This is a genomic window from Halogeometricum pallidum JCM 14848, from assembly GCF_000337095.1.
In the GTDB taxonomy this organism is placed as follows: domain Archaea; phylum Halobacteriota; class Halobacteria; order Halobacteriales; family Haloferacaceae; genus Halogeometricum; species Halogeometricum pallidum.
In genome coordinates, this window is the sequence record NZ_AOIV01000003.1 from 169,962 (window position 1) to 184,149 (window position 14,188).

Sequence of the window (14,188 nt, forward strand, 5' to 3'; positions counted from 1 at the left end):
CTGCCCCGCGTTATCGCTTGTGCGGCCGACCGCCGCGCCGGATTCGGACACCGGGTTGTCGTTCCGTCGAGAGGACGGAGTAGTACGCTCAGAGAGAATAACGTCGCTTCGGGAGATAAATATATATTATAGTTTGGTCCCGTTACCTGAACATTATAACTTTTTTGGCCGAACGGGCCGAGTCAGAGTCAAGCCGACCGCACGGGCGGGTGGGGCCGTCAGTCCAGTATCTCGCTACCGCCCGGCGGCAGGAACTCCTGAATCAGGTCCGGACTCGCCACCTTGCGGAGGAACGACTGGTCGGCGAACGCCTCCTTGAAACGGCGGTACACCATCTTCGCCGCGTCGTTCTGGGCGTAGCGGCCGGGTTGAAGCGTGACGGGCGCTTCGACACGGTCTTCGATCGCCGACGGCGGTCCGCCGAGGACGCGCGTCTCCCCCTCGCACTGCACGCCGACGGCCACCTTCGCCTCCACGTCCCGGAAGTACGTTCGGTCGCCGCGAATCACGAACGACCCCTTCTCCAGATACTCGCCGGACTCGGGCGTCTTGGAGACTTGGTCGGGCGTCACCATGTACGCCTCGCCGGCGTACCGTCCCTCCTTCCAGATGGAGGAGTAGGAGACGGCGAACTGCGCCGCCTCGCGTTTCGTCGCGTCGGGGAACTCCACCGCCTCCGAGGGTTCGGAGGGGCCCGTCGCCTTCACGACGGTGACGGGGCCGCCGTGCGCCTGCGTGTGGAAGAACAGGTCGTGTTTGTTCAGGTACTTCTTCACTATCTCCTCGTTCTGGTCGGCGTTACGCCCCCCGATGACGAGGTAGCCGTCGGAGGTGTGGAACCAGCGGAACCGCTCGAACCAGTGTTCTTCCGTGCGAAGCGGGATGGACGAACGCGATAGCCAGTCGATATCCTCCGGTTCTTCGTCTTCTTCTTCGTCGTCCTCGTCCTCTTCCTCCCACTCCTCGCGGCGACGCTTCGCCTCCGCCAGTTCCTCGCGGGTGTCCTCGACGGCCGCGAGGGCGCCCTCCTTTTTCCCTTCGACGCGCTTGGCCTCCGTGTACAGGCGGTCGGCGTTCTTCTCGACGCCCGTGTCGACGACGACTTCGATACGCGTGTCTTCGAGTTCGACGGTGACGGTGCCCTCCGCCCCGTCGACGTCGACGACGGATTCGGCCGCCGGGATGCCGCGTTCGGCGCCCTCTTCGAGTCGCTGGCGGATGTCGTCCCAGGGGACGTTCTCCTCGCGGGCGTCCCGGACCGTCGTGAGCACCTCGTCCACCAAGTCGTAGTGGGCGTACAGCAGTTCGGCGCGTTCGCGTTCCTCCTGGGCCTGTTCCTCGAAGCCCTCGATTGCGCCCTCCTGCTGTTGGATGATGCGCTTTTTCTTCTCTATCTCCGCTTCGAAGTCCGGCCGGTTCGACCCCGGTTCCTCGTCGGGTTCGTCCTCGGCCGTGCGGTCGAGTCGGAAGAAGTACTCGTCCAACGCGTCGTTGAACGTGTCGTGCGACTCGCTGTTCAGCCCCTCCGCCTCGTGTTCTTCGAGGGGGAACGGCGTCGCGTCGACGACGGATTCGTCCTCCTCGTAGACGCGCGGGTCGAAGTCGCCCGACTTCAGACGGTCGCGGAACGACTGGATAGCGTCGTAGACGGCGCGGAACTCCTCGTCGCCGGCCTCGGTGATGTCCATCGTCTTATCGACGCCCGCGCGGGTGCAGAACTCCTCGGCGTACAGGCCGCCGAGGTTCACCTGCGTCGCCAGCGTCCGCACCACGTCGGTGTCGGAGTCCTCCATGCGCCGTTTGAACCCCTCGTAACTCACCGTGAAGGGGTGCAGACGCGAGGAGGGGAACTCGTACTGCGCGCCGGGGGCGACGGTCCGAGACTTCAGCCGCACCGTCTCCAAACTGCGGACGACCTCGCCCGTCTCGTCGAGGACGGCGATGTTGCCCTCTCCAAACAGTTCGACGACTATCTGCGTATCCTCGTCGTCGCGTTCGAACTCGAACGTGAGGATGCGGTCGAACTCGTACTGCTCGACGCCCGCGAAGTCCGCGCCGCTGAGGCGGTTGCGGAGCATCATCGCGAAGTTCGGCGGCCGGCCGGGCGCGTCGGGAACGTGCTCGGGTTTGGCGGCGTGCGCCCGCTTTACGTCGCCGACTTCGAGGATGAGTTCGACGCGGCCGCGGTCGAAATCGCGCATCCGCAGGCGAAGCAGGTCGTCGCCGTAGAGATAGGCCTTGTCGACCTTTGCCCCCTCGTACCGGTTCAGTTCGGTGACGAGGGCGCTGAGGTCCACGCTCGTCAACTCCCGCTTCGGGTCCATACCCCCGCCTTCACGGCCGCGGATGAAAAGCCGCACGTTCGACCGACGAGGGTGCGACGTCGGACGCCGGCGAGACTCGTCTCTCGACGTTTCTCTATCTCTATAATATCGGACCCGTGATTTGTTTGATTGTCGTGGTGTGAGGATATTCACAACAGAGGCCCAAATCGATATCATACGAGAGGGGATGGTGACGACCATGTCGAAGCCGCGCCGGAGCGTCGACGACGAGGAGGCGGAGGCCATCAGACACTGCTCGGAGTGCGGCGGCGACCGGGAGCACGAGGTGAGCGTCACCGTCACCCAGACCGACGCGCACGACTACGTCCGCGAGGAGAACGAGGAGTACGCCCGACAACCGCACCGAGAGTACCAGTGCGTCTACTGCGGAAACGTGGAGTTAGAATCGCTCCGGTGAGCGACGGCGGGTCGCGGGCGTCGGTCCGCGGGCGCCGGACCGCACCGAAACGCTCAGCCCCCGGGCGGGCGTGCGGAGAGATATGACCGACCGGAACGCCGGTGACGACTCGGACTCGAATTCGCCCTCGGACCCCGACCCGAAGACGGACGACGGGGCGCGGACCGGCGTGTTCGTCGTCCGAACCGAGGCGGAACGCGAGGACGCCTTCGCCGTCCGCTACGACGTGTTCGTGGACGAACAGGGCGTCGACGAGGAACTGGAGTGGGACGAACACGACGAACCCGACGCCGAGGCGACGCACCTCGTCGCCTACGACGACGACATCGTCGTCGGCGCGGCGCGGTTCCGCCCGTACGACGAGGAGACGGCGAAGGTCGAACGCGTCGTCGTCGCCGAGAACCGACGCGGCGAGGGATGGGGCGAACGCCTGATGGACGTCGCCGAGGACGAGGCGCGCGAGTCCGGGTTCTCGCGCGTGAAACTCCACGCCCAGACCCGCGTGCGGGAGTTCTACGAATCGCTCGGCTACCGCGCCGTCGGCGAGGAGTTCGAGGACGCCGGCATCCCGCACGTCGAGATGCGGAAACCGCTCTCCTGAGCGTCGCTCCGCGGCAGGACGAATCGGTCGCGGAGGGATCACCGGCCCGAACCGGGCGCCGGGGACCCTGACGAGCGTCGGTCGCCGGTCAGCCGTCGCCGGTGCTCACCGACGACGTCTCCCGCACGACGTTGCCCGTCTGTCGGACTCCGAACCCGCCCGCTTCCTCGCGGCCGTGGAGTTCTCGCTGCGGGTGCGGTATGTTGATTCCCTCGCGGTCGAACGCGTTCCTCATCGCGCGGACGACGGCCGACGTCATCTTTCACCCCGCGTCGGGAGAACTGCGAGACTCGTAGATTACCTTGATAGACTTTAAATATGATAGTGAAGGCGGCCGAGTTCGGTACTACTCGTCGGCGGGAGCGACGTCCGTGAACCCGAAGCGCGCCCCGCCGTTCAGGCGGGCGCGATACCGCCTTCGTTCCTCGTGAGGAGGTAACAGACGAACGACGAGAGCCAGTGGGACCCCGCGTAGTCGTCGGTGAACGCCTGCTTCAATCCGCGTTCGGCGTGCCGGCGGGCGCTCTCCGCGAACGGGTCGGCGTACGCGTGGTCGCCGAGAGCGTCGGCGACGCCAGCCAGCGCCCACGCCTTCGAGACGTTCAGACCGACGAGGTGGAGCGCGACCCCCTCCTCGGGGTCGGAATCGACGCGCGCGGGTTCGAGAACCGACTCGTACGGCGCCGTCGTCACGTCCGGGAAGAACCGGTCGGCCCACGCCCGGAACTCCGCTCGGTCGTATATGCGCCGCATCAGGTCCGCCTCCGTGAGCGACGGCGACAGGAAGTCCCATTCGAGCGGTTCGTACTCGACGGGGGAGTCTTCATCATCTCCGAAGAACGCCTCCGCCGTCTCGGCGACGGCGTCCGCCAACGACTCCGCGCCGACCGTTCTCGCGTGGTCGTGGACGCAGTGGAGGGCGAACGCGGAGTTGCCGTGCGTGCCGACACGGAACGGCCGTTCCTGCGTTAGAAACGCCGACTCGACGAGCGACCGCACCGTCCGCGTCAGCGGTTCGAGCGTCGAACGCCACCGCTCGGCCGTCTCGCTCCCCCACAGCGACAGTTCCGAGTCGAGATGCAGCAGCCACGCCCAGCCGTAGGGCTTCTCGAAGGCGGGGTTCGCCTCCAGATACTGGACCTCCCCCCGAACGTTCTCGGGCGTCAGGCGCGCGTCGACGCTCTCGACGATTTCCGTGCGGTTCGGGTGCTCCTCGGCCAGTCTGAGCTGTCGGACGAGCGCCCAATGGCTGTGCACGGCCGAGTGCCAGTCGTAACAGCCGTAGAACACGGGGTGTCGCTCGCGCGGACGCGGGGCCCCGTCCGGGGAGTCGACCTGTCGGACGTAGTGGGGAAACTCCGCGTCGAGGGACTCCAAGGGATATCGTGCGAGTCGTTCCCACATCTCCGGCCCGAACCGGTCGCTCCGCCCGGAGAGAACCGCTTCGGCGTCGATGTCGTCTCCGTTCATGCGGAGACGTTTCGGGAACCGGACTTAGTCTGTCCGGTACCGTGGGGGTCGGTAACGAGGAGAGACGGAAAAGCCGCCTCAGAACCGCTTCGAACCATACAACCCCACTTTTTCCGGGGGCTCACTTCGTTCGCCCCCCGCAAAACCTGGAGGAAAAAGCCGCCTCAGAACCGCTTCGANCCCACTTTTTCCGGGGGCTCACTTCGTTCGCCCCCCGCAAAACCTGGAGGAAAAAGCCGCCTCAGAACCGCTTCGAGACGTACGGCCCGTCCTGGTGGTACCCCAGTTTCTGCTTGTAGTACTCGCGGACGCCGATACCGGAGATGACGCTCACCTTGTCGTAGCCGGCGTCGCGGGCCATCTCCTCGGCGCGTTCGAGGAGGCGGCGGCCGTAGCCCTTGTGCTGCCAGTCGCCCTGCGTTCCGATGCCGGCCTCGGAGCCGTACACGTGCAGTTCGCGGACGAGCGCGGCGTTTTCGAGTTCCCTCCGCACCGGGTCGCCGTCGGACGCATCCGACGAGCCTCCGCTCACACCGCTCGCGGAGGCGTGCGGGAACCGAAGCCGACAGAAGCCGACGAGGAGGTTCTCGACGGGGTCCTCGAAGGAGAGGAAGTGTTCGGTCCCCCCGGCGGCCTCGTACGTCTCCACCTGCAGTTCGACGCGTTCGGGGTCGGGGTCCGCCTCGTTCATCCCCGCCTCGCGGGCGCGGACGTCGTTCACCTCGATGCCCTTCTCCTCGGCCCGTTGCTCGGCCAACTGTCGGAGGTTGGACTTCCAGACGCCGGCGTCGATGAAGTCCGCGGGGATGTCCCGCTGGACCCGTTGGAGGCGCGTGTACTTCGGAATCATCCCCATCACCTCCGCGACGACGTCGGCGGCCTCCTCGTTGTTCAGCGGGTCGTACTCGTCGTTGCGCCACATGTCGTACGTTATCGTGTCGCGGACGACGAGCGTCGGGTATATCTTCAGGTAGTCGGGCCGCCAGTCGGCGTTCTCGAACAGTTGGCGGAAGTCCTCGACGCACATCTCCTTGGTCATCCCCGGTTGCCCGGGCATCATGTGGAAGCCGACCTTGAACGCCGAGTCGCGGAGCCGGCGGTTCGCGTCCAGCGAGGCCTGCACGCCGTGCCCGCGGTGCATGTCGCGGTTGATTCGCTCGTAGGTGGTCTGGACGCCCACCTCCACCTTCGTCGCCCCTAGATCGAGCATCCGGTCGATCTGCTCGGGGTCGCACCAGTCGGGCTTCGTCTCGAACGTCGTCCCGATGTTGCGCACGTCGGCCGTCTCGTTCTCGGCGATGACGTCCTCCAGATAGCGGAACTCCACGTCCTCGGGGTCGGGCTTGAACGACCGGTCCTCCGCCGGGTTGGGTTCGGAGTCGAGGTCGTAGTCGTTCATCGCTTCGAGGGCGCGCTTGACGAACCACTCCTGGTAGTCGTGGCTCCGGGCGGTCATCGTCCCGCCCATCAGGATGAGTTCGACCTTGTCGACGGGGTGGCCGATGTGGCGCAACTGTTCGAGTCGGAGCGTTACCTGTCCGTACGGGTCGTAGTCGTTCTGGACGCCGCGCGCCGCGGCGGGTTCGTGACCCGTGTACGACTGCGAGGAGGAGAACTCGGAGGCCGGTCCTCCCGGGCAGTACAGACACTTGCCGTGCGGGCACATGTGCGGGGAGGTCATGATGGCGACGGGCGAGACGCCCGAGGCGGTCCGAACGGGCTTTCTCCGAACGACCTCCTTTATCTCCTCGCGCCGGCCGTCCGGGGCGTACTGAAGGATTTCGGCGTTCTTCGGCACTTTCGGCGAGGAGTGCTCCGAGCAGGCGTCGAGTTTCGCGGACTCGAGGTCGTCGCGTCCCACCTCGCCGTCGAGGATGCGCTCGACCAGCGTCTCGCAGGTGCGGCGGAACGCCTCCGTCTCGGTGGGGTCCTGCTCTTCGGCGTCCACGGCGTCGGCGTCGGTGTCCGTGCTCACGGCGCCACCACCGCCGCGACGGACGTTCGAGCGAGAGACATCGTTGCCTCTGAGTCGCGTCGTTTCGGGGTTAAGGGTGTCGCTCGGGGGCCCCGCCACCCCGTGGGCCTCCTCCGCCCTCCGGTCACGGCGTCAGCCGGTAGAACCGGAAGAAGAAGTCTTCCACGGGGAGCACCTCGAACTCGGAGAACCCCGCCTCCTCGGCGTACCCGCGGAGCGTATCCGAACGCACGACAGTTCCCGTCGCCGCCGAGGGCGACTCGACGCGACCGACCGGCAGGCAGTGCAGGACGCTCCAACCGTACATCAGCGGCTCCACGTCGTTGCCCGTCTCGGTGAAGGCGTCGCCGACCCGTTCGTCGACGACGAGCACCGTCCCGTCCTCGCCCGCGAGGCGGCGCATGGCGCGGAGGACGCCGACCGGGTCCGACATGTCGTGGACGCATTCGAACGCCGTCACGAGGTCGTACTCGCCCTCGACGGACTGGTCACCGGCGTCGCGGTGGTGAACCTCGACTCTGTCTTTCAGCCCCGCGGCGGCGACGTTCTCGCGGGCCCCCTCCACGGACGCCGCGTCGAGGTCGTAGCCGTCGACGCGGACGTGCTCGTAGGCGCGGGCGAGGCCGATGGCCGACCAGCCGTAGCCGCACAGATGTATCGGTCGGCGTCGGAGCCTGTCGGCCCGGCGTCGCCGGCGGGCGGAGAAGAGAGCGACCGCTGACGGAGGGTGGGGAACGGGACGGAGGGAGCCGCGTTAGAACTGGTCGACGACGGCGTCGATGACCGCCTCGACGACGGCGTCGCGGGCGCCCGAGAGGAACTCGATTCGGTTGTCGCGGACGGCGACGGCGGTGACGCCGCCCTCGGGGACGGCCTCGCGCGCGGCGTCGGCGATGGCGCGGATGTCCACGTCGCCCGTCCCGCGGACGAACAGTTCGTCCGTCGAGGTGGCGACGGTGACGTACGCGTCGCCCTCGCGGTTGCGGCGGTGGAGTTCGTCGACGAGCAGCGACGTCGGCGGGAAGTCGAAGCGGTGCGTGTACGCCTCGGCGTCGAGGACGGCGACGGTGACGTCGCCCTCCTCGCGTTCTTCGAGGTTCGCCTGCGCCGTCTCGACCTCCGTGTCGAGTTTGATGCGGAACTGCTCGGCGATGTGACCGGCGAGGTTCCCCTCGACGGCGTCAGCGGCGCGCTGGGCGCCCGAGGAGACGCCGTCGTCGAACAGCAGGTCGGTGATGAGTTCGCGCTTGTCCTCGTAGGACTGGTAGTACGCCTCCAGGGCGATGGCCTCGCGGAGTTCGCGCGTCCGGTCGGCGTCGTAGCCGGTCTCCTCGGCCAGTGAGACGTACGCCTCGGGGGTGTTCTCCCAGTAGCTCACGGCGGGCAGGTGGCCGATGTCCTCGCGGACGTCCGCGTCGAGGGTGGCGGCGAGGTTCGCGCCGAGGGCGCCCGTCGACAGGTCGCCGGCGTCGGCGCCGACCAGTCCGGGACTGACGACCACGTCGGCCTCGTCCTCGACGTCCTCGTCGGCGTCCGCGGCGTCGACGACGACGCGGTTTGCGCCGTAGACGCCGAGGAGGCCGAGTCCGTCCAGCGATTCGGCGGTCGCGCCGACGCCGAGCAGGAGGACGAGCGGCAGTTTCTCGTCGTGGCGCTGTTCGTCCTGCAGCATCCGCGTCACGTCGTTCGTCGCCGCGTCCATGCCGTAGACGGGGTCGTCGAGCGGTCGGCGGGTGAAGTAGTGGTACTCGGCGTCCGCCCGGTCGTGCTCCTCGCGGATGCGGGGGAGCACGGCGCGTTCGACGGCCGCGCCGGCGACGTAGCCGTCGGCGGTGGCCGGGTGGCGGACGACGATGGGCTGGGATTCGAGGATGGCGCGGTTGATGACCTCCGCGGCGTCGGTCAACTGCTCGGTGACGGCCGCGACCGGCGCGTGGTCGGCCAGCGGTTCGACCGACTCGGGGCGAGCCTTCGCCGCCAGCGCGTCTTCGAGTCGCTGGCGGACGGCCTCCTCCTCCTCGTCTTCGAGCACCGCGAGGTCCTCGGTCTCGACCTGCAGTTCGTCGCGGCGCATCTCCACCTCGCCGTCGAGGCGGACCGCGTCGCCCTCGTCGACCTCGGGGTAGGCGCGGACGCCCGCCTCGACGAAGGCGGCGCAGTCGACGACGCCCGTCTCGTCTCGGAGTTCGAAGATGGTCGGCCCGCCGGTCTGTCGCGTGCTGACGACTTCGCCCTCGAGGCGCACGTCGTCGCCGACACGGTCCGAGAGGCTATCGACGGTGACGAGCGTGAAGCGGTCCTCGTCGGCGTCCGTCTCGGCCACGTCGTCGGCGTTCCCGTCGTCGCTCGGAACCGCTCGCTCCTCGTCCGTCTCGCTCCGTGCGTCGTCGGTGTCATCGTCGTCGGCGTCGTTGCCAGCGGCGGTGTCGGCGTCGGTCGACTCGGCGTCTGCGGCGTCGTTATCGTCGCTCTGCGCTGCGTCGCTCTCGTCGTCCGTTGACTCGTCGCTTCGGGACTGGCTCTTCCCGTTGCCGCGGCCGGAGGCCGACCCCGTCGACCCTTTCGGCTTCATCTTCACCGGGCCGGAGTCGTCGTCGTCGGACGACTCGACCGGTTCGCCGTCGTGGTCGCCGTTCGGGTCGTGAATCTTCGACCCGCGGAACTCGCGCTCGGACTGTCGGATGGACCACCCGAGGTCGATGTTGCCGTTGTCGCGGATGTTCTTCACCTGCACGAACACGGTGTCGCCCGACTCCCAGTCGAGACTCTCCAGTCGACGGTCGAGTTCGCTGCGGTGCAGCAGTCCCGTCACTCCCTTCGCGAGGTCGACGAACACGCCGAACTCGGCGAAGCCGTCGACCGTACCCTTGTAGTAGCGCCCCGGCGTCAGCTGCTGCGGGGAATTTCCCCGAAACTCGAACCACACGTCTTCGTCGTGCGTAATCCAATCCATTGCGTGCAACAAACGACCCGGGACTAAAACCCTTGTCGAATCGCTCTCGGCGACGCGTTCGTCTCGGCGCCGTTGCTCCGCTCTGCCGTCGAATTCGCCCGAAGACGGCCGGAAAGGTCGGCGCTCCGATACGTCTCAGCCCGTCGTTTTTCCGACGCGGCGCGACGCCGTCGGGTCCGCACGGCCGGTGCCGACCGGGCGACGTTCAGATGAGACCCGCGAGGCGGAGGACGTGCTCGAACGCCGTCCACCCGCCGAACGCGTAGCCGAACAGGAACGCGGCGGGGAGCGCACCGACGGCCAGCGCGCGGCGGGGGCTCACGTCGTGCACCTCGCTCAGACCGACGACGAGGAGGGCCGCGCCGTAGGCGGTGCAGACGAAGCGGAGTCCGAGCGACGGAAGGCCGGCGAGGACGCACGGCGCCGCCGCGTAGGCGACGACTTGCACCGTCTCGCTGATACCCCTGCGGTCCCGAACGCCGACGAGGAGCAGGACGGTCTGTATCGCCGCAGTGAGATGCAGCACCGCGGGGGCGAGGAGGAGAGCGACGAGGGCGAGGCCGAGGAGCGCCGAGACGGCCGGACCGCCGGCGAACGAGGGAATGCGGTCCGGGGTGAACGCGAACAGACCGGTGGAGTACGCGACGGCGACGACGACGGCGAAGACGAGTCCCGGCGCCTGGTCGCCCGGTGCGACGCCGTTCCTGAAGAACCGGCGGGGGCGGACGAGCACCTCGACCCACGCGCGGGCGACGCCGCGCGGACCGCGTTCGCGCCCGCCCTCCGGATGTTCGACCCACGTAGTCACGTCGCTAGCCTATTCGCGCTGAAGCGTATGACAGTTGCGACATCGCGCCTCGTAGGACTCCTCCGCTCCGACGACGATGGTCGGGTCGTCGTAGCGGGCGGGTTCGCCGTCGACGAGTCGCTGGTTCCGGGTCGCGGGTTCGCCGCAGACGGTGCAGATGGCCTGTAGCTTGTCGACGTACTCGGCCGTCGCCATCAGTTGGGGGAGGGGTTCGAACGGTTCGCCGCGGAACGTCTGGTCGGTGCCGGAGACGAGGACGCGGCGGCCGTCGGCCGCGAGGCGTTCGCAGACGTCCACGAGTTCGGCCGAGAAGAAGTTCGCCTCGTCGACGGCGACGACGTCCTCGCCGTTCAGTTTCTCGAGTATCTCCCAGACGCCGTCGCCCTCGGCGGGCACGACGTGCGCCTCCCACTGGCTGCCCGCGTGAGAGCCTACCGTCGTCTCCCCGTAGCGGTCGTCGACGGCGGGCTTGAACACCCCGACCTCCTGCCCGGCTATCTCGGCGCGCCGCAGACGACGCAGGAGTTCCTCCGTCTTTCCGGAGAACATCGACCCCGTGATGACCTCCACCCACCCGCTGTTCGTGATGGCGTGCATACCTCCTTGGGGTGCGAGCGAGCGGCAAAACCGTTGCCCATTCGCCGCTCCGAGGGAATCGGTGCCGCGGTTCGGTCGCGGGCACCGGGTCCGCGTTCCCGCCGCGAAACCCCGTCGACTACCGACCGCCGGCGCCGACGTTCTCGCCCGCCTCGAACGTCGCCGGGTCGGGTTCGATGCTCGCGTACTCCACGACGCGTTGCCCGAGGACGTGGACTCGCCGCTCCAACCCCTCGTTCGTCAACGCCCCGTCGCAAAACTGCGAGGAGACGTGCGGCAGGGCGACCTGGTGGGGAAGGACCCACGCGTTCAACGCGCGGCAGACGGAGCGGAGGTGTTCGAGGGCCGTGACGGGAAAGCCGCCGCCCGCGACGGCGAGGAGGCCGACGGTCTTTCCGTCGAACTCGTCGAACCCGCAGTGGTCCAGCGCGTTCTTCAGCACCCCGGAGTACGACCCGTGGTAGACGGGCGTCCCGAGGACGAGGGCGTCGGCGTCGCCGACCCGTTCGACCACCGCCTCGCTGTCCCCCTGGGCGTCTTCGTCGGCGTCCAACACCGGCAGGTCGTACTCCCGCAGGTCGAGCACCTCCCCCGTCCCGCCCGCCTCGCGGACGCCGTCGAGCGACCGCTCCAGCGCCAGTCGGGTGTAACTCCGCTCTCGAAGGCTCCCGCAGACGGCGACGACGTGCGTTGCTGCCATGACGCACGGTTCGTCCGAGGAAATAAAAGTGATGTGCGGTCGTCGATGACGGCGGACCGACGGCGTCGGCGAGTCGACGCGACGAGCGAAGCGATCGATAGTGGCAGGCGAAGCGGTCGACGGTGACGGGCGGCGGGAACGCTGAAGGACGCCGCGGGCGTGGGAAGCGATATGAAGACCGTGTTCCACCTGACGAGCGGCGACGTCGGCGACTGGCGGCACGCGCTGGGGAACGTGACCAACCTCCTCGAGGACGAGACGGTCGAGATGGAGGAAGTGGCGCTCCTCGTCAACGGCGACGCCATCCACCTGTTCGCGGAGGGGTCGCCGCTGGCCGAGGACGTGCGCGCCCTCGGCGACGACGTGCGCTGTCTCGGGTGCCGCAACTCGCTGACCGGCCGCGACATCCCCGAATCGAAACTGCTGGCGAACGTCGACTCGGTCCCCTCGGGCGTCGGCGAACTGACGCGGCTGCAGTCCGACGGCTACGCCTATCTGAAAGTGCCGTAAAGAACCCCCACCGCTTCGTCGGAGCCGAGCGCGTTACTGACCCGTGAGTCGCCGCCGCCGCGACTCGAACTCCGCCTCGTCTATCTCGCCGCGAGCGTACCGCGTCCGCAGTTCGTCCATCGCGGGGTCGGGTCGGGCGCGTTCGCCGTTCCCGTCGCGGGCGAGCAGCCAGTAGGCCGACACCGCGAGGAGGCCGACGAGGAGGGCGACCCAGAGGAGGCCGACGAGTAGCATCCCGACCCCCCAGCCGGTACCCATTCCCATCCAACTACCGCTCCCCATTCCCATCCCCATCCAGCCGTGGGTACCTGCGCCCGCGCCTGCGCTCGTGTGGCGCATCCACCCGTTCGCCCCGCCGACCGTCGCGGCGACGAGGGCGAACGCGGCCGTCGCGACGGCGGCACCGACGGTCCAGCCGACGAGTCTCTTCGTGGTCATTCGAGTCACCCGTCTGAACGGACGAGCGGCGGGAAGATAAGGCGTTGATCCGGTTCCCTCGAACTGAGAACGACGTGCGTCGACTCCGGGGGGTCCGTAGGGCCGCCCCCTCACGACGACCGGCGTTCGAGCAGCTTCAGCGCCGGCGTGGCCGAGACGCCGTGGACGACGACGGAGACGAGGACGACGGCGCCGACGAGCGCCCAGAGCCGTCGCGCCTCGGGGAACGGGGCGACGTTCAGCGCGTGGGCGAGGTAGTAGAACGAGCCCAACCCTCGGATGCCGAACGAGGCGATGACGCCGCGCTCGAAGGGGTCGCGGTCGAACCCGAAGAGACCGACGGCGCCCGCGAGGGGGCGGACGACGAACACGAGCGTCAGCGCCACCGCGACGCCCGTCGTCGTCAGCGGGTCGAGCAATCCGGTTGCGAGCGCCCCGCCGAACAGCACCATGAGCACCGTCATCAGCGTCTGCTCGCTCTTCTCGGCGACGTCGTGGAGCGTCTCGTTGTAGTCGTGGCTCCGCTCGGCGTCCCGGACGACGAGGGCGGCGACGAAGACGGCGAGGAAGCCGTACCCGCCGACGAGTTCGGTGAACGCGTATACGAGGAGCGTCCCGCCCAGCGCCTCCATCCCCCGGACGCTCCGCGCGAGTTCCGAGTCCGGGCTCCCGGCGAAGACGACCCAGCCGAGCGCTCGGCCGAGGATGTACCCCGAGAGTAATCCGACGGCGAGTTTGTACCCCACGTCGACGAGCGCCCACTCGCCGAACCAGAGACCCGGGTCGACCCCGAGCAGCGCCACGGCGATGGCGAGGTTCGTGAACGGGAACGCGAGGCTGTCGTTGAGGCCGGCCTCCGAGGTGAGCGCGAATCGGACCTCGTCGGTCTTTCCGGCCGCCCCCTCGACCGGTTCGTCCTCCGCGCCCGCGCCGGGCTCTTCGACCTGCATCTCGGAGGCCAACACCGGGTCGGTCGGCGCGAGCACGGCGCCGAGAAGCAGTGCGGCCGTGAGTGTGAATCCGGCGACGCCCCATCCCAACACCGCCGCGGCAACGATGGACAGCGGCATCGTCACGGCGAGCAGTCGCCACGTCGACGCCCAGTCGCGGAGGCCGGGAGTCCGGTCGAGTTTCAACCCGGCGCCGGTCAAAGCGAGGATGACGCCGAGTTCGGTCAGCTTCTCCGCGAGCGTGCCGTACTTCAGGGGGTCCGGCGCCGGCAGACCCAGCGGGAGGGAGAAGGCCGCGAAGCCGAGACTCACGTAGAATATCGGGAGCGAGACGGGCCAATCGCTGACGAACCGGGGGAGCACCGCCAGACCGACGAGGGCGAGTCCGACGACCAACTGCGCGAAGAAGTACGGTTCGAGGGCCATGGCGGCGACTCTCCCCGG

General features: G+C 68.2%; 14 protein-coding genes. 3 read left to right on the forward strand and 11 right to left on the reverse strand.

Going from position 1 to position 14,188, the window contains the following annotated elements:
- Positions 1–218: 218 nt before the first annotated feature.
- Positions 219–2,324 (reverse strand): ribosome rescue protein RqcH, encoded by a 2,106-nt coding sequence (gene rqcH, locus C474_RS01515; RefSeq protein WP_008383254.1) that lies wholly within the window; start codon positions 2,322–2,324, stop codon positions 219–221.
- A 199-nt stretch (positions 2,325–2,523) separates the two neighbouring features.
- Between rqcH and C474_RS01520 the strand changes: the two genes are divergently transcribed.
- Together C474_RS01520 and C474_RS01525 are read left to right on the forward strand one after the other, a co-directional pair.
- Positions 2,524–2,742 carry a DUF7835 family putative zinc beta-ribbon protein gene (locus C474_RS01520; protein ID WP_152421576.1) on the forward strand — a complete coding sequence of 73 codons (219 nt, stop codon included), beginning with the start codon at positions 2,524–2,526 and terminating at the stop codon, positions 2,740–2,742.
- A gap of 82 nt (positions 2,743–2,824) precedes the next feature.
- On the forward strand, positions 2,825–3,343 hold the full coding sequence (locus tag C474_RS01525; RefSeq protein ID WP_008383256.1) for a GNAT family N-acetyltransferase: 519 nt from the start codon (positions 2,825–2,827) through the stop codon (positions 3,341–3,343).
- Positions 3,344–3,431: 88 nt separating this feature from the next.
- Here the strand turns inward: C474_RS01525 and C474_RS22280 are convergent, their stop codons facing one another.
- The 8 genes from C474_RS22280 to C474_RS01560 form a co-directional block, all read right to left on the reverse strand.
- Positions 3,432–3,602: a hypothetical protein gene (locus C474_RS22280; RefSeq protein ID WP_008383257.1), complete on the reverse strand. Its 171-nt coding sequence runs from the start codon at positions 3,600–3,602 to the stop codon at positions 3,432–3,434.
- 137 nt (positions 3,603–3,739) lie between these two features.
- Positions 3,740–4,813 (reverse strand): DUF2891 domain-containing protein, encoded by a 1,074-nt coding sequence (locus tag C474_RS01530; RefSeq protein WP_008383258.1) that lies wholly within the window; start codon positions 4,811–4,813, stop codon positions 3,740–3,742.
- Between the two features lie 241 nt (positions 4,814–5,054).
- Entirely contained in the window at positions 5,055–6,788 is a 1,734-nt protein-coding gene (locus C474_RS01535) for a tRNA uridine(34) 5-carboxymethylaminomethyl modification radical SAM/GNAT enzyme Elp3 (protein WP_008383261.1), read from the reverse strand.
- A gap of 124 nt (positions 6,789–6,912) precedes the next feature.
- Entirely contained in the window at positions 6,913–7,446 is a 534-nt protein-coding gene (locus C474_RS01540) for a methyltransferase (protein WP_083861930.1), read from the reverse strand.
- 96 nt (positions 7,447–7,542) lie between these two features.
- Positions 7,543–9,741, reverse strand: coding sequence for a DHH family phosphoesterase (locus tag C474_RS01545; protein WP_008383264.1), 2,199 nt, complete (start codon positions 9,739–9,741; stop codon positions 7,543–7,545).
- Between the two features lie 205 nt (positions 9,742–9,946).
- Positions 9,947–10,549, reverse strand: coding sequence for a YIP1 family protein (locus C474_RS01550; protein WP_008383266.1), 603 nt, complete (start codon positions 10,547–10,549; stop codon positions 9,947–9,949).
- A 9-nt stretch (positions 10,550–10,558) separates the two neighbouring features.
- Positions 10,559–11,146: a thymidine kinase gene (locus tag C474_RS01555; protein ID WP_008383268.1), complete on the reverse strand. Its 588-nt coding sequence runs from the start codon at positions 11,144–11,146 to the stop codon at positions 10,559–10,561.
- 118 nt (positions 11,147–11,264) lie between these two features.
- A complete protein-coding gene (locus C474_RS01560; protein WP_008383271.1) occupies positions 11,265–11,846 on the reverse strand; it encodes an NADPH-dependent FMN reductase in 582 nt (193 codons plus the stop codon).
- Positions 11,847–12,017: 171 nt separating this feature from the next.
- Between C474_RS01560 and C474_RS01565 the strand changes: the two genes are divergently transcribed.
- On the forward strand, positions 12,018–12,356 hold the full coding sequence (locus C474_RS01565; protein ID WP_008383273.1) for a DsrE family protein: 339 nt from the start codon (positions 12,018–12,020) through the stop codon (positions 12,354–12,356).
- Positions 12,357–12,389: 33 nt separating this feature from the next.
- On the opposite strand, the gene C474_RS22975 is transcribed toward C474_RS01565, so the two are convergent.
- Positions 12,390–12,794: an SHOCT domain-containing protein gene (locus tag C474_RS22975; RefSeq protein WP_008383275.1), complete on the reverse strand. Its 405-nt coding sequence runs from the start codon at positions 12,792–12,794 to the stop codon at positions 12,390–12,392.
- A gap of 110 nt (positions 12,795–12,904) precedes the next feature.
- A complete protein-coding gene (locus C474_RS01575; protein ID WP_008383277.1) occupies positions 12,905–14,170 on the reverse strand; it encodes a cation:proton antiporter in 1,266 nt (421 codons plus the stop codon).
- Between the last annotated feature and the right edge of the window lie 18 nt (positions 14,171–14,188).

Coding starts and splice junctions, on each gene's coding strand:
- rqcH (WP_008383254.1), bottom strand. CDS start 2,324: ATGGACCCGAAGCGGGAGTTGACGAGCGTGGACCTCAGCGCCCTCGTC.
- C474_RS01520 (WP_152421576.1), top strand. CDS start 2,524: ATGTCGAAGCCGCGCCGGAGCGTCGACGACGAGGAGGCGGAGGCCATC.
- C474_RS01525 (WP_008383256.1), top strand. CDS start 2,825: ATGACCGACCGGAACGCCGGTGACGACTCGGACTCGAATTCGCCCTCG.
- C474_RS22280 (WP_008383257.1), bottom strand. CDS start 3,602: ATGACGTCGGCCGTCGTCCGCGCGATGAGGAACGCGTTCGACCGCGAG.
- C474_RS01530 (WP_008383258.1), bottom strand. CDS start 4,813: ATGAACGGAGACGACATCGACGCCGAAGCGGTTCTCTCCGGGCGGAGC.
- C474_RS01545 (WP_008383264.1), bottom strand. CDS start 9,741: ATGGATTGGATTACGCACGACGAAGACGTGTGGTTCGAGTTTCGGGGA.
- C474_RS01555 (WP_008383268.1), bottom strand. CDS start 11,146: ATGCACGCCATCACGAACAGCGGGTGGGTGGAGGTCATCACGGGGTCG.
- C474_RS01560 (WP_008383271.1), bottom strand. CDS start 11,846: ATGGCAGCAACGCACGTCGTCGCCGTCTGCGGGAGCCTTCGAGAGCGG.
- C474_RS01565 (WP_008383273.1), top strand. CDS start 12,018: ATGAAGACCGTGTTCCACCTGACGAGCGGCGACGTCGGCGACTGGCGG.
- C474_RS22975 (WP_008383275.1), bottom strand. CDS start 12,794: ATGACCACGAAGAGACTCGTCGGCTGGACCGTCGGTGCCGCCGTCGCG.
- C474_RS01575 (WP_008383277.1), bottom strand. CDS start 14,170: ATGGCCCTCGAACCGTACTTCTTCGCGCAGTTGGTCGTCGGACTCGCC.